The organism is Gaiella sp. (assembly GCF_039915195.1).
Lineage (GTDB): Bacteria > Actinomycetota > Thermoleophilia > Gaiellales > Gaiellaceae > Gaiella.
In genome coordinates this window covers 22,417-40,888 of the sequence record NZ_JBDSNT010000132.1, presented here as the reverse complement: position 1 = coordinate 40,888, position 18,472 = coordinate 22,417, and the positions used below count along the sequence as shown (strand labels likewise).

The following is an 18,472-nucleotide window of genomic DNA, read 5'->3' as shown; positions in this document are numbered from 1 at the left end:
ATCTCCGTCAGGCACCGACAACCGCAGCCGGACGGCTCTACACGGGCGTGTTGTACGCGGCGCTCGACATCCCCACGCTTCCCGCACGGACGGCGAGCAACATCGTGATCATCTCGGCCCAGTTCGGCGCGCTCCGCCCCAGCGACCGTGTGCCCCCGTACAGGCGCGAGATGGATGCCGCCTACTGGCGGGACGGCCTTCGCGAGGTGCTCGACGAGGCTGCTGCCGGGCGAGTCATCGTCGACTGCCGCTCCGCCACGTACATCGCGGCATGGAGACCGTCATGCAACACGGCTGCCGTACGGGTGCAGGTATCCGTGGTCGAGGAGCGCGACGGCGTCAGGCGCGTCGTCTCGCACATGGCGAAGAAGACGCGCGGCGAGGTCGCGAGGCATCTTCTCGTCTCCGGCGCGCGGCCGCGCACGCCCGCCGAGCTTGCGGCTGCCGTCGCCGAGTCTTTCACCTGCGAGCTCGAGCCGCCTGAACGCGTCGGCGGGCCCTTCACGCTTACCGTTGTCGAGCGCTAACCCGCAGTGTCGCGATCCGTGAAACGCACGGCTCCGTCCGGCGGCAGTCGGATCGCAACCGATCCTAGAGCGGCTCGTCCTCGGACTCGACGACCGCAAGGAGAAATCGACGTGCGCGCGGCGGGATATCGATTAGACGCGCCTCGAGCTTCGCTGCCCGAGCGTCGGCGAGCATTCTGCGTAGGACGAGCGCACTCGTGACATCGAGGCGGCCGACGCCCGCGAGGTCGATATCGACCCTGGTCGCCCCGGGGTGGTCGGCGATCGCGACGGCGAACGCGTCCTCGATCACCTTGCTCGAGGCGAACCATAGCACTCCCCGCGGGCGGAAGGTCAGGGTGTCGCGGTCGAGGCAGACCTCGATGTCGACGACCATTTCCCGCAGCAGGTGGACGAGGATCGCCATCCCGACACCGATCAGGACGGCGTACTCGACGTGTGGGGAGAGCGCCAGAGTGGCGACGAACGTCGTCCAGGCGACCGCAGCTTGCCAGCGCGAGAGCCGGATCAACCGCCCGAGCGGACGTAGCCGTGCGAGTCCGAGCGCCGCGACGATCACAATCGCTGCCAACACCGGGAGGGGAAGCGGAGCGAGGACGGTCGCGAACGGGAGGAAGCAGAGGACGGCGATACCCGTGACAGCCCCGGCCCAGCGCGTGCGGGCGCCTGCCTGACGGTTCAGGGAGCTGCGGGAGAACGAGCCACCGACCGGGAAGCCCCCCGATGCAGCAGAGGCAAGGTTGGCGGCACCCTGGCTGACGAGCTCCTGGTTGGCATCCCAGCGTTGCCGTTCGATTGCAGCGAACGTCCGTGCAATCGCGGAGGGCTCGCTGAATCCGACGAGCGCGATGATCGAGGCCGAGACGAGCAGCAAGGGCACCGCTGCCAGGTTGATGCTGTTCGGCAGCTCCGGGAACCCAAGCTCGATCGAACCGACGGTCGCCCCTGCGTAGTCCGTCGACCTCGACCAGGCAATCGACGCGATCACGCCAATCAGGACGCCGGGAACGAGCCGGTGCAGTTGCGCGGCGCCCTTCATCAGGGCGACCGTGATCGCCGCGAGGAGGATCGCCGTCCAGTTCCAGAGCGAAGGGTGAGAGAGTGCGTCGAGGGCGCTTGCCACGATGCCTTGCCCTGTCGGGGGAACACCCAACGCGGTAGGAAGTTGCGAGAGGCAGATCAGGATCGCCGCGCCGGGGACGAACCCGAGCAGAACCGGCTCGGAGAGGAGATAGGCGATCACGCCGCCGTGAAAGAAACCGAGGAGCACACGGATGGCGCCGACGGCGAGCGCGAGCACGATCCCCAGCTCGATGTACTCGTCCGACCCCGGGGTCGCGTGTACCGATAGTGCCCCGAACGTGAGCAGCGACGTCAGGGCGACAGGGCCTGTCTGAAGGTAGGGCGAGCAGGCGAACAGCGACGCCGCGATCGGCGGCAAAGCCGCTGCGTACAGTCCCCTCTCGGGCGGCATGCCCGCGAGCCCGGCATACGCGAGCGACTGGGGGATCAGCACGGCCGCGACGCTGAGTCCGGCGGCGACGTCGCCAGGTGTCAGCCTCAGGCCCCGCAGAGGCCAGGCGCGCGGGCCGTTGATCAGGGGAGGCTCGCCGCTTTTCGAAACCGTTCGAGGGCAGCCCTTCTGGGTGCGAGTAGATCCTCCGCCGTTCCGCAGGCGAGTAGCTCCGCAAGCGCATCCGTCAGCAACGCCTCAGCGTCTGCGGGTCGCTCGAGCGCGATGTTGGTGAGCTCTCCCGGATCGGCGACCAGGTCATAGAGCTCGACGTCGTCCTCGGCGCCCCCGACGACGAGGGAAAGCCCACGCCCGGTCACGGTGAGCGGCTGGTCACGCGCGATGCGGCGCGGCCATGAATCCACGGCGATCGTGATCCGTCCCTTCTGGTACTCGAGCGGCCAGCTGCTGACAACGAGTTCGCGGTGGTGGTTCGTCTCACCACGAAGCAACGGCGCTAGCGATCGCCCTGCAGTCTTCTCTGGAGCCGCGACGCCGGCGAGATCGAGGACGGTCGCAGGGATATCGACGAGGGTCGTCAGCGCGGGCGTGCGACGGGGTGTGGCGCCGGGCATTTGGATCAGCAACGGCACCTCGACGATCTGCCGGTAAAGCGGCGACCAGCTCTGCGTGCCCAGGCCCGGATCCCACACGGACTTGCCGAGATAGTCGTGCTCACCGAAGTAATAGCCGTGGTCGGAGAGGAAGATGAGGACGGTGTTGTCGGCGATGCCGAGAACATCGAGCTTCTCGGCGAGACTTCCAACCCAGCGATCGACCATCGACACCTCCCCGGAGTACGTCGCGTGGCTGAGTCGCACGTCGTCCTCGGTCAGACCTGCCTCGCGCCAGTTGTCGTAACACGTCTGGGTCTCGCGGCCGTCGTAGTCCGGTGCATAGAGCCGCGTGTAGTACTCCGGTGGGTTCCATGGCTCGTGCGGATCCCAGACGTCGACGAGGAGGAAGAAGCGCTCCTGATAGTGCCGTTCGAGCCACTCCTCGGCTGCCGTCGTCGTGCGAGCGACCCAACGGTCGGATTCGTGACGCCACGTCGAACGCGCGTCGACTCGCTCCTCCATCCGTTTGGCATCGCCCTGGCCGCGGAGCCAGAGGAAGTCCTGGAAGCCCCGGTCGTACCCGAAGCCGTTGCGGACGTAGAACGGCGTGTCGACGATGCCCATTGTCAGGTACCCCGACTCCGCGAGGAGCTGCGGCAACGTCGGGAGGTCGGCAGGGAGCGGGGCCCAGGACATGAACGTCAGCGAGAGCCGTCCCGTCAGCAGGTCGGCCCGAGCGGGCATCGTCGGGAAGGAGCCGATCAGATGGTTCTCGAACACGACCGACCGTTCGGCCAGGCGATCGAGCCTGGGCGTGTGGATCCACTCGTTCCCGTAGGCCCCGAGATGATCCCGCCTCAAAGTGTCGGAGACGATGACGAGGAAGTTCGGTTGCGAGCTGGCGTTCATCTGGCACCTCTCTGCGACACGTCGAAAAATCGCGCTTGCCGGATCTGCTTGACGAGGAGGCCCGGCACCATTACCATCGCTCAAAAGTATACTGGAGTCCGGGAAAAATATTTCTCGAGAGGGAAACACTCTTCCTCTCTGTCCAGGGCAAAGCCCACACCCAGGCTGTCGCCGATCCAACAACCGTTGTCACCATACGTCTCCAACGGAGAAACGACCTCCTACGAAAGGAACGGACGATGATCACGAACGACGGGGGATCCCGCATGGGCCCCTCTCGCGGGAGCTCTGTGAAAGCGCTCCTGATAGCCGCCGTGGCGATTCTCACGCTGCTCGTGGGCGCCAGCATCTCGGGTGCTGCGACAGGCAAGAAGAGCGCTGTCGACCCGACGTTGGATTGGGCGATCGCGACGAATCCGCCAAGCCTGTTCAGCGCGTTCTACTTCGGTACCGAGGGCTCGATGATGTTCTCCCTCACGACGCACCACATCCTCCAGCCGGGTGTCTTCGGTCAGCCGACCACCGGCCCCGAAGCCGCTGTCTCCTCGTGGAAGGCAGTCACACCGACGAAGTACGTGTACAGGGTCAAGCCTGGGATCAGGTTCTCCGACGGCACGACGTTGACCGCGGCGGACGTTGCGTTCTCGCTCAACGTCCACCGCAACAAGAAGACCGGCTCGAAGATGTTCTCGTTCTTCAGCAACGTCCGGTCGGTCGGAGCGAAGGGCAACACCGTAACGGTGCTGCTGTTTAAGCCTGACTCGAAGTGGCAGTTCACTCCCGCCGCCAGCCCGGCCCTCGTCTACTCGAAGGCCGACTACGCGAAGAAGGGTGCCGCGTTCGGCACGCCGAGTGGTCTTCCGGTTGGTACGGGCCCGTACAAGTGGGTCGAGTACGCCCCGAACTCGCGGGTTGTGCTGGAGCGGAACACCTTCTGGAAGGGCGTCAAGTACCCCTGGGACAGGATCGTCTTTTCGCTGATCCCCGACGCCAACGCGCGTTTGCTCGCAGTGCAGAGCGGTCAGATCGACGGCACGTTCGCGATTCCGGGTAACGACATCCCTCTGTGGGTGAAGGCGCCGAACATGAAGTTCGGTTCGTTCAACTCGGGTGGGTGGCGCGGCTTCTCGATCGACGTCGAGGATGGCCCGTTCAAGGACGTCAACGTGCGTCGCGCGATTGCGTACTCGCTCGACAAGGCGTCGATCACCGAGGGTCTGACGTCGAGCCGTGGCCAGGTTCTCGAAGGCCTACCGCCACTCCTCTTCATCCGAGGGCTGCTTCCGAAGGCGGAGGTCGACGCGGCGCTGAAGAAGGTGCCGACGTATCCTTACAGCGTCGACAAGGCCAAGGCCGAGCTCGCGAAGTCCGCGTATCCGAAGGGCTTCTCGACGACGTTAAACGTGCCAAACGGCTGTGTTCCTTGCCTGCTGCTCGCCCAGGTGCTGCAGCAGGGGACGAGCAAGATCGGGATCAACGTCAAGCTCAACATGATGCCCGGGCCCCAGCGGTTCCAGGTCATCCTCGATCACAAGCCGAACCTCGGCCTCCAGGTGCTCGGTCAAGGTCCTGACTCGCCGCACCCGATGGACAAGCCCGACCTGCTCTACCGGAGCGAGAGGGCTGCACCCGGGTTCGAGAACTCGGCGAACTACAAGAACGCACAGGTCGACAAGTGGATCGACGAGAGCCTCGCGTCATCCGATCTGAAGGTCGCCGCGCGCAACGCGCTCAAGATCATGACCGTTGTCAATCGGGACGTTCCTTACATCCCGATCTTCTCGATCCCGGGTGCGTTTGCCGTCAAGCCCGGCTGGGGCTTCAAGTCCTCGCTCGGGCCGTTCTACTACAACCAGATGTGGCTGTCCCACCTCGTAGCCAAGTAGTCATCTGAGCACGCCCGAAACCGAACTGGTGCTGCCGGAGTCGCCTCCTCAGGAGGCGACTCCGGCGGAGGGCGCCGCCGAGCGGAAGCGCCGGCGCTGGCTGGCGCGATACGTCGCTCGGCGTCTGCTGATCCTCATCCCCCTGGTGTTCCTCGTCAGCGTTGCTGCGTTCACGTTGACGCACGCGGCACCCGGTGGACCGATCGCCACGCTCCTCGAGAACGCACCCACCTCACCAGAGCAGATCGAGGCGATCAAGGAGAAGTACAAGCTCGGCGATCCGTTGCCAGTGCAGTACTGGGACTGGATCTCTGGTGTGGCCCAGGGTGACTTCGGACGCTCGATCCTCACGAACGAGACCGTGCTCAACGAGATCACATCCAGGCTCTGGGTGACCCTGAGCTTGAACATCGCCGGCATCGCACTTGCGATCCTCGTCGGCGTCCCACTCGGTGTGCTTGCAGCGCTCCGGCGTGGACGGTTCCTGGATCGGGCGCTCGTCACGATCAGCGTCTTCTTCATGAGTACGCCGGTCTTTGCGCTCGGCCTGTTCGCGCTCTACCTCTTCGGTTTCCGGGCCGGCCTGTTTCCCCTCTTCGGGCCGGGCGAGGGCCTCGTCGACCGGATCCACCATCTCGCGCTCCCCGCCATCGTCCTCGGCCTCGCCGGGATGGGCTTCACGATGCGGCTGACCCGCGCTGCGATGCTCGAGCAGTTCGACATGGACTACGTCGCGTTCGCGCGGGCGCGTGGACTCGGCAGCTTCCACGTTACCTCGCGGTACGCATTCCGGAACGCGCTGATCCCTGTCACGACCGCCGCCGGCCTGTTGTTCACCGGCCTGCTCACGGGCTCCGTACTCGTCGAGACGGTCTTCGGGCTCCCGGGCCTCGGGACGTTGCTCGTTTCCGCCGTGACCGGCGGAGACTTCACCATGGTGCAAGGTCTGCTCCTCTTCATCGCGGCCTGGATCATCCTCGTCAACATCGCCGTCGACGTCCTCTACGTCTTCATCGACCCGCGCGTAGAGTTCGACAAGGCCAGGGGCTGATGGTCGCCCCCGCCTCCGACGCGACCACCACGAAGTGGTTCGTTCGCAGGATCAGCCTGCGCCGGGTTCCCCCGATCTTCATGACGATGTCCGTCATCGTCGTCGGCCTCATCGTGTTTCTCGCGATCTTCGGTTCGTTGATCGAGCCGAACGATCCGTTCCAGCAAGACCTGCTCGACACGAGCGCGCCTCCCTCGCCGGAGCACTGGCTCGGAACCGACCCGCTCGGCCGCGACATCCTCTCCCGGATCATCGCCGGCGCCGACTCCGCCATCATCGGCCCATTCATCGTCGCCTTCACCGGTCTTCTCGCGGGCAGCGGATTCGGGATCCTCTCCGGATACATGGGCGGCACGGCCGACATGGTCATTCAGCGTCTCGTCGACTTCATGTTCGCACTACCAGGCCTGCTGATCGCGATCGTGATCGTGGGAGTCGTCGGTGGGGGCTACTGGCTGGCGGTGCTCGTGCTCAGCATTCTCAACGTCGCAGGCGGGGTACGACTCATCAGGGGCGCTGCCCTGGAGCAGCGTGCTCTGCCATACGTGGAGGCCGCGCGCACGCTCGGCGTGCCGCGCTGGCGCATCATGTACCTCCATATTTGGCGCAACATCTCGCCGATCGTGTTCGCCAACGCGGCGCTCGACTTTGCGCTCGCCCTTGTTGCGCTCTCGAGCCTCTCCTACCTCGGCCTCGGCAGCCAGCCCGGCGAAGCGGAGTGGGGCCGCATGCTCTCCGAGAACCAGTCGCTCCTGTTCTCGAATCCAGCAGGAGTGCTCGCGCCTGCACTCGCGATCGTCTTCTTCGCGACGTCGGTGACGATCATCGGAGACTGGATCTACGACCGGTTCTCCTACGGCGGACGGACCGGGCGCTAGTGGCCACACGCGACTCATCGCTCCTCGACGTCCGGGGCCTCGAGCTCGAGGTCGTCGCCGGCGCCATGCGGAAGACTCTGGTCGCCGGCGTCGACCTGCGACTCGAGCGAGGCGAGACGATCGCCATTGTCGGGGAGTCCGGCAGCGGCAAGTCCCTCAGCGCCCGTGCGATCGTCGGGCTGCTCCCGACGGGCGTCGTCGCCCGCGCGGGCCAGGTCATCTTCGACGGGCGCGACATGCTTCAGGAGAGCCCCCGCGAGGTTGCGCGGGTGCGCGGGAGCAGCATCTCCATGATCTTCCAGGACCCGTTCACCATGCTCAACCCGCTTCTGCGCTGCTCGAAGCACATCGAGGAAGTGCTGAAGATCCGCGTGGACAATCCGATCACCAACCGGGCCGAGGCGAGGCGCGAAGCGCTCGCCCGCCTCGTCGAGGTCGGCATCACCGACCCGACGGCAGCGGATCGGTACCCGTTCCAGCTCTCGGGCGGGATGAGGCAACGCGTCGGCCTTGCCGCCGCGCTCGCTGGTGACCCGGCTGTCCTGATCGCGGACGAGCCGTCGACCGCACTCGACGTGACGACCCAGGCAGAGATCCTCGACCTGCTCAAGGACGTCCAGCAGAAGCGCGGGATGGGCCTCATTCTCATCACCCATGACCTTCGGGTCGCGTTCTCGGTCGCGCACCGCGTGTACGTTCTCTACGCCGGGTCGCTCGTCGAGGTCAGCACCTCGGCCGCGCTCGAGCATGAGCCGCTCCATCCCTACACGCTCGGGCTGCTGCTCTCGGAGCCCGCTGCCGATCGGCGCCTCGACCGCCTCGTCGCGATCGATGGCTCGGTGCCGGGGCCGGACGAGGTCGCCGAGAGGTGCAGCTTCGCCTCCCGGTGCGAGTGGGTCACCGATGCGTGCCTCGCCGGTAAGCCGACCCTGAGCACGCTCGAGGGCGAGCGCGAGACCGCTTGTGTTCGGATCGGCGAGATCCGGAGCGAGATGAGTGCCGCACATCTCGGCGCCAAGCGCCTGGTGGTCGTGACGCCGCTCGAGCACCGAACGCGCGACGAGAACGCGATTCTCCGCGCGACGGGTGTGAGCAAGGTTTTCGTCGGGCGGGCGGGGAACGAAGTGCATGCGCTGAGAAATGTCTCCATCGAGGTCGGCCTGAACGAGAGCGTCGGCCTCGTCGGCGAATCGGGCTCCGGGAAGACGACGTTCGGCCGTTGTGTGGTTGGCCTCGAAACGGCGACGTCGGGCATGATCGACGTCGGCGGCATTCGCTCCGAGGACTACAGCACGCTCACCCGTGAGCAGCGAACTGCGATCCGGAAAACGGTGCAGATCGTCTTTCAGGATCCGTATTCGTCGCTCGATCGCACCGAGACGGTTGGAGCGGCCCTTCGCGAGGCACTCGTTGTGAACGGCTTTCCCCGCGACGGTGTGAAGCGGCGCATCGCAGAGTTGCTCGAGCTCGTGGGTCTTCCGGCCGGGTACGCGAGGCGACGCCCGGCCGCGCTTTCGGGTGGCGAACGCCAGCGGGTGTCGATCGCGAGAACGCTCGTCGTCGAGCCGAAGCTGATTGTGTGTGACGAGCCGGTCTCGGCGCTCGACGTCTCCGTGCAGGCACAGATCCTGAACCTGTTCCGCGATCTCAAGGACGAGTTCGGGCTCAGCTACCTCTTCGTCACGCATGACCTTGCCGTCGTTCGTCAGGTCGCGGATCGCGTCTACGTCCTCTACCAGGGAGCGGTCGTCGAGGAAGGTCCGACGGAACAGGTTCTCGATCGGCCGCAGCACGATTACACGCGACGCCTGATCGCCTCGATCCCACGATCCGCGGTCTGACGTGCGACACGCGGAGACAGGGAATGTCGGCCTCGACGGTCCGATCGTGACCCGGCTTGGGCTCGGTGCATCTGCGATCGGAGGCCTCTTCGAGCCGGTCAGCGACGCGGACGGCGAAGCTGTAGTTCGATCCGCGCTCGGCTTCGGGATGCGCTATGCCGACACGGCGCCGCTCTACGGCCTCGGAGCCTCGGAGCGCCGGATCGGTACCGCGCTTGCCGGGAGGCCGCGCGACTCGTTCACCATCTCGACCAAGGTGGGCCGACTCGTGCGCCACGAGCCGTCGACCTACGAGTCCCTACCCGAGGGCATGTGGCATGTTCCGGACGCGCTGAAGCCGGTTTTGGACTACAGCCGCGACGGCATCAGGCGCTCGCTCTCGGAGAGCCTCGAGCGACTTGGGCTCGATCGCGTCGACATCGCGTTCGTCCACGACCCGGACGAGGTCGTCGACCAAGCGATTGGCGAGGCGTTACCGGCGCTCGCGGAGTTACGCGACGAGGGTGCTGTCAGGGCGATCGGTGTGGGGATGTCGGACACTGTTGCGCTGGCGCGAATCGTCCGGTCGTATCCGATCGACTGCGTGCTCGTCGCCGGTCGATTCACGCTCCTCGATCAGTCCGCGCTCACTGACCTTCTCCCGTTGTGCGTCGATGCGAACGTGAGCGTGATCGTGGGAGGGGCTTTCAACAGCGGCATTCTTGCGGACCCCTCACCGGGCGCACGCTTCGACTACGCGCCCGCCGAGCCTGCGTTGGTCGACCGAGCCCGCCGGATCGCCGCCGTGTGCACCGAGCACGGTGTCCCCCTTCCTGCCGCCGCGCTGCAGTTCGGGCTCAGGCACCCGGCTGTGCAGACCGTGCTCACAGGAGTCCGGTCCGTCGCCGAGCTGGCGACGAATGTCGAGTACTTCGACCTGGAGATCCACGAGGATCTCTGGTCCGAGCTTTCGTCGCTGGCCTTGATCCCGCTGACGACGCCGCTTCGCGAGGAGGCGCGCGCATGAGAGGGATCCGCGTCAGGACGGGGCTCGCGCGCCGGAGCCTGCCCTATATTCCCGGGCAGCCTGCGATGCACGACATCTCGACCACGCTCGTCGAACACGTACCAGGGACTCGAAGTCCGGAAACCGGAGAGAGAAGATGAAGGTGTCAACAGCCATTACCGGCAAAGATTCAGGTGGTCGCGGAAATCTGACCGATCAGGCCTACGAGCACGTCCGTGGCGCCATCCTGCAGGGCGATCTCCCGGTCGGGACGATTCTCGCCGAGTCGAGCATCGCCGACCAGCTGGGTATCTCGAAGACGCCGGTGCGCCAGGCCCTGCAGCTGCTGCGCACCGAGGGCCTGCTCGAGGTCGGCCCGCGCCGGCAGCTCGTCGTGAGGGAGTTCTCTGTCGACCATCGCAACGAGATTCTCAGGATCCGCGAGGCGCTCGAGGAGATTGCAGTCGAGACCGCCTGTCGCGTCATGTCGCTCGAGGAGATCGACGTTCTCCGCCTCACGATCATGCGCCAGCGACGAGCGGCCGACGCCCATGCCGAGGGGGCGTTTCTCGTGCTCGATGAGGAGTTCCACATCCTTATCGCGGCCGGAGCGAAGCTCCCCATGGTCGCCCGGCTACTCGATCAGATGCGTGGATTCGCACGGTTGATGCGGCTCGGTCGGTCCCAGCCGCCGGAGCATCTCCAGGACATCGTGGTCGAGCACACGCGGATCGTCGACGCGCTCGAGAGCCGCGACGTCGACTCGGCGCTCGCGGCCCTCCATGCTCACCTTCATCACTGGGACTATCTCCTCGCGCCGACCGAGGCCGCTGGAGCCGACGCCGGATGAAGATCGCCCGGATCGATGTCTATGGGTATGACCTGAGCTACATTCACGGCCGGTACGTGATGTCGGGCGGTCGCGTGATCGAGACGCTGCCGAGCACGGTTGTTCGTATCACCACCGACGATGGAATCGAGGGGTTCGGCGAAGTGTGCCCGCTCGGCCCGGCGTATCTCCCGTCCCACGGCGCAGGCGCCCGTGCCGCACTCGGCGAGTTGGCTCCAGCGGTCGTCGGGCTGTCGGTGGGCAGCATCGGCGCGATCAACGCCGCAATGGATCGGGCCCTGATGGGCCACGGCTACGCGAAGAGCGCCATCGATACGGCGTGCTGGGATGCGCTCGGGCGCTCGGTCGGCCTTCCCGTCTGCGACCTGCTCGGTGGCAGGGTGTCAGACACCTTCCCGCTCTACTTCGCAGTACCGCTCGGCTCGGCCGAGGAGATGACCGCGTACGTGCAGGCTCGGCGCGAGGAGGGAATTCATCGGTTCCAGCTCAAGATCGGAGCCGATCCCTACGAGGACGCCGCGCGGACGCGGAGCGTCGTCGAAGCGACCGGGCCTGAGGACATCATTGTCGCCGACGCGAACGGCGGTTGGCGCCTACAGGACGCGGTCGTCGTGGCCCGCGCGATCGACGGCCTCGAGCGCGTGTTCTTCGAGCAGCCGTGCCCGACGCTCGAGGAGTGTCTCATCGTGCGGCAGCGGACGACTCTGCCGATGGTGCTCGACGAGTGCATCCGCGACGTCCAGTCGCTCCTGCGCGCCTACGAGGCGAAGGCGATGGAGGCATTCAACCTGAAGATCTCCAAGGTCGGCGGCCTCACCCAGGCGAAGCTGATGCGTGATCTCGCGGTTGCGCTCGGCCTGCGCGTGACGATCGAGGACGCTTGGGGTGGCGACATCGTCACCGCGGCCGTTTCGCATCTCGCGGCAAGCACACCACCCGAGACGCTCTTCACGGTCTCGTTCATGAACGACTGGACCAACGAGCATGTTGCGGGCTACGAGCCCAGGTCGCAGGCGGGCTTCGGCTCGGCGCCAACGCGCCCTGGCCTCGGGATCGACGTTGACGTCGCGGCACTCGGCGCGCCGCTCTTCTCGGTCTGACCGACCCGATCGACCGTTAGCGACGCCAGGCTGCGCCGTTCGGGAATCGGTACTGCTCGAGCGACTCCGGGAGGATGTCCGCGCTGTAGCCCGGGGCCTCGGGCACCACGTACGCGGCGTTGTGGATCCGGACGGGCTCGATGAAGTGCTCGTGGAGGAGGTCAACGTATTCTACGACGCGATCAGTGACGTCGGGCGCCACCGCCACCGCGTCGAACAGCGCGAGATGCTGGACGTACTCGCAAAGGCCGACGCCGCCGGCGTGGGGGCAGACCGTGACGCCGCGCTTGGCCGCCATGAACAGGACCGAGAGCACCTCGTTGACGCCGCCGAGCCGCGCCGCGTCGACCTGGCAATAGCGAATCGCGTCGGCCTGGAGCAACTGCTTGAACATGATGCGGTTGTGGACGTGCTCCCCCGTTGCAACGCCGATCGGATCGATCGCACGCGCGATCCGCGCATGCCCGAGGATGTCGTCGGGACTCGTCGGCTCCTCCATCCAGAGCGGGTTGAACGAGGCCAGTTCGAGCGTGCGCTCGATCGCGTCGTCGACGTTCCACACCTGGTTCGCGTCCATCATCAGGAATCGCTCATCACCGATCTCGCCACGGAGGATCGCCGCGCGCCTCACGTCATCGCCGCGATCGGCGCCGACCTTCATCTTCAGGTGCGTCCACCCGTCGGCCACCGCCTCACGGCAGAGCGCGCGCAGCTTGTCGTCGTCGTAGCCCAACCAGCCAGCTGACGTCGTGTAAGCGGGCAGGCCACGCTTGATGAGCTCCTGCTCGCGCTCGGGCCGACGAGCCCGTGTCGCCTGCAGACGGTCGACCACCCAGGCGGAGGTAATCTCGTCACTTATGTAGCGGTAGTCGATGCACGACGCGAGCTCCTCGGGGCTCATGTCGCAGAGCACGCGCCAGAGCGGCTTGGCCTCGCGCTTCGCGCGGAGATCCCAAACCGCGTTGACGACCGCGGCCGTCGCGAGGTGGATCACGCCCTTTTCGGGACCAATCCAGCGGAGCTGGCTATCGCCGGTGATCTTCCTCCAGAAGCCTCCGAGATCGTCGAGGACGCAGCTGACGGAGCTGCCGACCAGAAGCGGCGCGAGCGCATGCACAGCAGCGACGCAGATCTCGTTACCGCGACCGATCGTGAACGTGAAGCCGTGACCCTCGAGTCCGTCGTCCGCATCGGTTCGGAGCACGACATAGGTCGCCGAATAGTCGGGCTCCGGGTTCATGGCGTCCGAGCCGTCCAGGTGAAGCGACGTGGGGAAGCGAAGATCGGTGACGTCCACTGCGACGAATCTCGCGTTGTCGATCGCGGTCACCGTCACACTCCCGCGAAGGCGCTGAAGCCGCCGTCGACAGGGACGACCACGCCGGTGACGAAGCGGGCGCCGTCCGAGGCGAGCCAGACCACGGTCGAGACGAGCTCTTCGGGCTCGCCGAACCGCGCGAGCGGCGTTCGCTCGATGATTGTCCTACCTCGAGGAGTGAGGTCGCCGTCATCGCCGATAAGGAGCATGCGATTCTGGTCGCCGACCACGAAGCCGGGCGCAATCGCGTTCACGCGGATATCCGCCCCTCGCCGGGCCAGCTCGACGGCGAACCAACGCGTGATGCTCTCAACGGCGGCTTTGGCCGCCCCGTAGCCGCCGACTCTCGTGATCGCGCTGGTCGCCGCCATCGAGGAGACGTTGACGATGGAGCAGCCGGCGGCCGGTCGCATTGCCGCACCGAAGACGCGAATCGGGAGTAGCGTCCCCAGGAGGTTGAGATCGACGACGTCGCGGTACGCCTCGATTGGCACGTCGAATGCCGAGGCACCGTCAGGCACCGTCGCCGCAGCGATGTTCCCTCCGGCGCAGTTGACGAGGATGTCGATCGAGCCGAATCGCGACACGATCGCATCACGTGCTGCTTCGAGCGCGGCCTCGTCGAGCACGTCAGCGCCGATGCCAATCGCGTCGTGGCCGCTCTCACCCAGGCGACGGACCGTGTCGTCGACACGTTCAACCGTGCGCGCGAGCACGCCGACTCGCGCGCCTGCCTGCGCGAGGCCTTCGGCAAGCGCGGATCCGATCGCCCCGCTCCCGCCGGTGACGAGAGCGACTCGCCCTTCGAGAGAGAAGAGGTCGGTTGCCATTCTCGTTCGCACCTAGCCGATCAGGACAGCGCGGATCGGAGAGCCGGAGCCGCCACGAATGCGCAGGGGCAGACCGAGGAAGACACCACGCGTCGGGGCCGCACCCAGCCCGACCAGGCCTTCGAAGAGGAGGATCTCGTTCGGCAAGAAGGCCCGATTGTGCCCGACGGCCGAGGTGATCGTTCCGTCCACGACCGCGGCGTCGCACGTGGCGGTGTCGGACCCGACCCCGATCACGCCGCGATCCGCAAGATAATCGCAGGCATCCGCGGCGAGGCCGGGTGCATTCCTGATCCACCACAGCCGCTCGTCGACATCATCGCTCTCGGGGTGAAAGTGGCGATCCCAGCCGAACTGGATGAGCGCTATATCGCCGGCAGCAGGCTCGAAACCGTCGCGCGCCTCGACCTCCTCGAGCGTCGCTCGCGACACGAGGTCGCCAGGCCCTGGAGCATGTCGGCCAAGGTCGTATTTCACGTACGGCGCAATGAACCGGTCGACGGGGTAAAGGTCGATCGTGCGGCCGCCGAGGGTCGCGACGGCGTGAGCGGGCGCGTCGACGTGTGAGCCGATGTGCTCGCCGAGCGAGAGCCGCTGGAGGAAGTACCCGTCACGCTCGTGAGTTCGTGCTTCGGCGTCGATTTCGAGCGAGGGGTGACCAGGGAAGAGGGGCAGCCGTTCGTCGATCACCGGTGAGACGTCGTAGAACGTTGCGGTGCTGAGCGCGTCTGTCAGCGAGGTCACGGCCGAACGACCGCACGCACGGCACCGAGGGTGCCGTCCTTCGCTGCAGCGAACGCCGCCCCGACGTCGTCGAGGGAGAAGGCCTCGACGAGCGCGTCTTCGGGGAGTGCGCCGAGGAGACCGTCTGCGAGCATGTTCATGCCCTCGACGAGATCACCCTTGTCGTACATGAGAACGCCGACGAGCGATCGGTCGCCGCGCTGTAACGTCAGCCCGTCGATCTGGACGGTTGCCGGTGCGTTGCCGACGACGACGGCGCGGCCGCCCTTGCGTGTCGCAGCAAGCGAGGCATTGATCGTCGCCTCGGAGCCCACGCACTCGAATACGATGTCTGCGCCCTCGGGGCGGATCCTGTCGGACACGGCATCCGCAATGGACGTGATGCTGGTATCAAACGTCTCCAGGCCAAGCGCCTCGGCCCGGCTCCTGCGGGCCGCGGAAGGCTCGCCGAGAATGATCCCTTCGAGCCCACGCGCGCGGGCGACGAGTGCCGTGAACAGGCCGATGGCTCCGCCTCCGAGCACGACGGCACGCTCGCCAGGCTCGACCTGGGCGCGCCCGACCGCGTGAACGCCCACACCGAGCGGCTCGATCAGGACGCGTTGATGCTCGGGGACCGCGTCGGGGACGACGATCAGGTTCTCCTCTGGGATCAGGACGTGCTCGGCAAGTCCGCCGGGAAGTTGGCCACCGAAGAAACGCATGTCGGCGCAGAGCTGTGGCTGCAGGCGAAGACAGTGGAAGCACGCGCCGCACCCGACCGCCGGGAAGACGACAACGGGCGTGTCGATGCCGATCCCGTTCGTGCCGGCTCCGAGCTCGTCGACGGTTCCGTAGATCTCGTGGCCGATGAGGAGCGGTGGGCGGAGGAACGCGTGGGTGCCGGCCCACATCTTCAGATCCGACCCGCAAACCCCGCAATCGTGGACGCGCACGCGCACCTCACCCGTGCCGGGCACGGGGATCGAGCCAGAGCCGACCGCGAAATGCCTCGGCGCCTCGAGCATCGCATACCGACCGTCGGCCATCAATCCTCCAGAACTGAACGCTCGCTAGGGCAAGGAAGTGAGTAATTCTTCATGGCAAAGAGTATTTTTCTGCTTCAAAAGAGTACTATACCGTCGGATCCGCTATTTGGGGACGGTCTGCGAGGCGGTGGAGGATCTCGCCGGCCCGCGGAACAACGAAAACGCCCTCACGATCGGCCCAGGCGGCGAGGTCGATCGACCGGTGATCGCGCCACGCGAGGCCGACGCTCTCGCACTCCGCGCGGGGGATTCCGGTGGCGAGCGTGACGGTGATCCGGCAGTTCTCGACGTCGCGTGCTGCGTCGTAGGTTCCGAGCCCCCGAACGTGTGCACCATGTGCAAGCACGCCGAGGGGTACGTCGGCCAGATCGGCAGCGTGGGTGAGGAAAAAGTCGCGACAGTGGTAGCCGGCGCGGGCAATCGCCTTGCCGTGCGTCTCCGAGAACGATCTGACATGCGGTGCGAACAGGATCAACTCACCGCCGTCGCGGACGACCGGCTCGAGCTTGTAGACCCCCTTGCCGGCTGTCCACAGGTCGGCGTACATCGATGGCACAACCGAGACCACCGTGTCGTAGGGGTGGGGCACGGTCGTGATGTGTACCGCGGCCGAGAGGTGAGCGGCCGCGGCCCACGCCTCCTCGCAGCTCCCGAGGTACAGCCCGTGGAGGCCGGCATCACGCGTGCGAACGACCATGGCCGCGCAGCGGCGCTCGGCGGGAACGAGGGCTGCCGCGCGGTCGATCAGCTTGCGTACAGGGGTGACGCCCCTGGCGCCGATCATCTCGGACGCGGTGATCAGCGCGCCGAGCCAGTGCGAGGCGTCGATCAGCTCCGGCGCGGAGACGCCCGGGAAGAAGTACTTGTTCCCACCCGAGAAGCCCACGACTTCGTGGGGAAAGACGGGGCCGACGACGATCGCGACATCGCACTCGAGGAGGAGGCGATTGACGCGCACAGGCACTGCGGTCGACATCTGCCCATCGCTCAGGTCCCGCATCTCCTCCGCCGAGATCTCCCCGAGCGAGATGAACGTCGACGGGTCGGCCCACGCGTGGTTGTGAACACGGTGGGCGGCCAGCGTCTGCGGATCTGCCGAGGGAAGACCGAGATGGCGGGCGATCGCGTCCGGTGTCATCGGCTGATGGGTACCGAGCGCGATCAACCAGTCGAGGGAGGCGACCACGCCGGTAAGTCGCTCGCGGAGTGCTGCATAGAGGAGAGCCATCGGGGCGGTGCGGGTTCCGTCCGGCACGAGGCAGACGACGCGCTTGCCGTCCAGCTCCCAGCGGGCGAGGCCGTCGTCGAGCAGTCGTTCGATCTCCCAGGGCGTGAGGACGCCGTCTGCCCGACCGGCGCCGACGACGGCGGGGTCGACCGCCGTGCTCACGCTGTTCGTCCGCCGCCGACGAGCGGCAGGAGCCGGTCTCCGATCAGCGCGATCGCATCGAGGTCGCGGTGATCGAGGTGCTGCAGAAAGACGCGTTGAACGCCGGCCTCGCGGTATGCCTCGATCTGCTCTGCCACCTCGGCGGTCGTGCCGACGAGCCATTGCGGCTTGGACGCGATTACTGCGTCCGCGTCGCGGGTCTCGCCGAGGATGCGCAGGAGCGCCTCGAGGCGGCGGTCGACCTCGGCTCGATCATCTCCGATCACGCAGGCGGTCATCACCGAGAGCGGCAACGAGTCAGGATCGCGGCCGGCGTCGGTACACGCACGATCGAGGCCGGCGCGGCGCTCCGCGCACTGGGCCGGCGTCGCACCCGGGGTGTTGTATTCCTGTGCGAACCGTGCTGCGAGCGCCGCCGAGCGTGGCCGTGCGCTGCCCCCGAGGACGAGGGGTGGGTGGGGGAGCTGCACCGGCCGGGGCAGCGCTGTTTGGTCGGTAAGAGTGTAGTGCTCGCCGGCAAAGCCGAACCCCGTTTCAGTCCAGGATCGCACCACGATCGCGACCTGCTCGGCGAAGAGATCGAACCGGTGCTGCACGCTCGGGAAAGGGAACCCCTGGCGCCGGTGCTCGAGCTCGTACCAGCCGGCGCCCATCCCGAGTTCGGCCCTGCCGCCGGAGATATGGTCGACCGTGGTCGCCATGCGGGCAAGCACGCTCGGGTGGCGGAACGTCGCGGGCGAGACCATGGTCCCGAGCCGGATTCGAGCTGTCGTCGCGGCGAGCCCGGCGAGCGTCGCCCAGGCGTCGAGCGATCCCCTGCCCTCGCCGAGAATCGCCGCGTAGTGGTCGGAGCGGAACAGGCTCTCGATCCCGTGGGCCTCGGCCGTGTGCGCGATCGCGAGCCACTCGTCCCACGTCACCCCTTCCTGGCCTTCGATCATGAGTGCGATGCGCATGCCGTTTCCCTGTCAGTTGTCGTGCCAGCCGGCCCGCTTGGCCCCGGCTCGTGGCGATTCTCGGGTGCCCGTCCGCTCGCGAGGGCAACTCTCGGTGATCATGCCGATC

General features: G+C 66.6%; 16 protein-coding genes. 8 read left to right on the top strand and 8 right to left on the bottom strand.

All coding sequences use genetic code 11. The features are described from left to right. Positions 1–527, top strand: a 527-nt coding sequence (yaaA, locus tag ABIR74_RS12445; protein ID WP_348178585.1) for a peroxide stress protein YaaA, incomplete at its 5' end; no start/stop codon positions are given. Positions 528–591: 64 nt separating this feature from the next. Here yaaA and ABIR74_RS12440 read toward each other — a convergent pair. After that, positions 592–2,085, bottom strand: coding sequence for a SulP family inorganic anion transporter (locus ABIR74_RS12440; RefSeq protein WP_348178591.1), 1,494 nt, complete (start codon positions 2,083–2,085; stop codon positions 592–594). 38 nt (positions 2,086–2,123) lie between these two features. Next, on the bottom strand, positions 2,124–3,506 hold the full coding sequence (locus ABIR74_RS12435; RefSeq protein ID WP_348178583.1) for a sulfatase: 1,383 nt from the start codon (positions 3,504–3,506) through the stop codon (positions 2,124–2,126). Between the two features lie 239 nt (positions 3,507–3,745). On the opposite strand from ABIR74_RS12435, the gene ABIR74_RS12430 reads away from it, so the two are divergent. The 7 genes from ABIR74_RS12430 to ABIR74_RS12400 all read left to right on the top strand — a co-directional run bounded on the left by ABIR74_RS12430 (position 3,746) and on the right by ABIR74_RS12400 (position 12,097). Next, positions 3,746–5,392, top strand: coding sequence for an ABC transporter substrate-binding protein (locus ABIR74_RS12430; RefSeq protein ID WP_348178581.1), 1,647 nt, complete (start codon positions 3,746–3,748; stop codon positions 5,390–5,392). Positions 5,393–5,420: 28 nt separating this feature from the next. Beyond that, positions 5,421–6,443 carry an ABC transporter permease gene (locus ABIR74_RS12425; RefSeq protein WP_348178579.1) on the top strand — a complete coding sequence of 341 codons (1,023 nt, stop codon included), beginning with the start codon at positions 5,421–5,423 and terminating at the stop codon, positions 6,441–6,443. Continuing rightward, positions 6,443–7,321, top strand: a complete 879-nt coding sequence (locus ABIR74_RS12420) for an ABC transporter permease (RefSeq protein WP_348178577.1) — start codon at positions 6,443–6,445, stop codon at positions 7,319–7,321. The genes ABIR74_RS12425 and ABIR74_RS12420 overlap by 1 nt, the downstream gene beginning before the upstream one ends. Further along, a complete protein-coding gene (locus ABIR74_RS12415) occupies positions 7,321–9,162 on the top strand; it encodes an ABC transporter ATP-binding protein (protein WP_348178575.1) in 1,842 nt (613 codons plus the stop codon). Before ABIR74_RS12420 ends, ABIR74_RS12415 begins: the two co-directional genes overlap by 1 nt. A gap of 46 nt (positions 9,163–9,208) precedes the next feature. Continuing rightward, entirely contained in the window at positions 9,209–10,168 is a 960-nt protein-coding gene (locus ABIR74_RS12410; protein ID WP_348178573.1) for an aldo/keto reductase, read from the top strand. A gap of 142 nt (positions 10,169–10,310) precedes the next feature. Then, a complete protein-coding gene (locus ABIR74_RS12405) occupies positions 10,311–10,997 on the top strand; it encodes a GntR family transcriptional regulator (protein ID WP_348178571.1) in 687 nt (228 codons plus the stop codon). Further along, the gene (locus tag ABIR74_RS12400) at positions 10,994–12,097 is read left to right on the top strand and encodes a mandelate racemase/muconate lactonizing enzyme family protein (protein ID WP_348178569.1); all 1,104 of its coding nucleotides are present in this window, start codon (positions 10,994–10,996) and stop codon (positions 12,095–12,097) included. Before ABIR74_RS12405 ends, ABIR74_RS12400 begins: the two co-directional genes overlap by 4 nt. A gap of 16 nt (positions 12,098–12,113) precedes the next feature. Here the strand turns inward: ABIR74_RS12400 and ABIR74_RS12395 are convergent, their stop codons facing one another. The 6 genes from ABIR74_RS12395 to ABIR74_RS12370 form a co-directional block, all read right to left on the bottom strand. Continuing rightward, positions 12,114–13,337 (bottom strand): enolase C-terminal domain-like protein, encoded by a 1,224-nt coding sequence (locus ABIR74_RS12395; protein WP_348178589.1) that lies wholly within the window; start codon positions 13,335–13,337, stop codon positions 12,114–12,116. Positions 13,338–13,429: 92 nt separating this feature from the next. Then, positions 13,430–14,245 carry an SDR family oxidoreductase gene (locus ABIR74_RS12390; RefSeq protein ID WP_348178567.1) on the bottom strand — a complete coding sequence of 272 codons (816 nt, stop codon included), beginning with the start codon at positions 14,243–14,245 and terminating at the stop codon, positions 13,430–13,432. A gap of 12 nt (positions 14,246–14,257) precedes the next feature. Further along, positions 14,258–14,989 carry a cyclase family protein gene (locus tag ABIR74_RS12385; protein WP_348178565.1) on the bottom strand — a complete coding sequence of 244 codons (732 nt, stop codon included), beginning with the start codon at positions 14,987–14,989 and terminating at the stop codon, positions 14,258–14,260. Beyond that, on the bottom strand, positions 14,986–16,017 hold the full coding sequence (locus ABIR74_RS12380) for an alcohol dehydrogenase catalytic domain-containing protein (protein ID WP_348178563.1): 1,032 nt from the start codon (positions 16,015–16,017) through the stop codon (positions 14,986–14,988). Before ABIR74_RS12380 ends, ABIR74_RS12385 begins: the two co-directional genes overlap by 4 nt. 85 nt (positions 16,018–16,102) lie before the next feature. Beyond that, a complete protein-coding gene (locus ABIR74_RS12375) occupies positions 16,103–17,407 on the bottom strand; it encodes a lactate racemase domain-containing protein (protein ID WP_348178561.1) in 1,305 nt (434 codons plus the stop codon). Continuing rightward, positions 17,404–18,363 carry a TIGR03560 family F420-dependent LLM class oxidoreductase gene (locus ABIR74_RS12370; protein ID WP_348178559.1) on the bottom strand — a complete coding sequence of 320 codons (960 nt, stop codon included), beginning with the start codon at positions 18,361–18,363 and terminating at the stop codon, positions 17,404–17,406. Before ABIR74_RS12370 ends, ABIR74_RS12375 begins: the two co-directional genes overlap by 4 nt. Positions 18,364–18,472 lie beyond the last annotated feature (109 nt).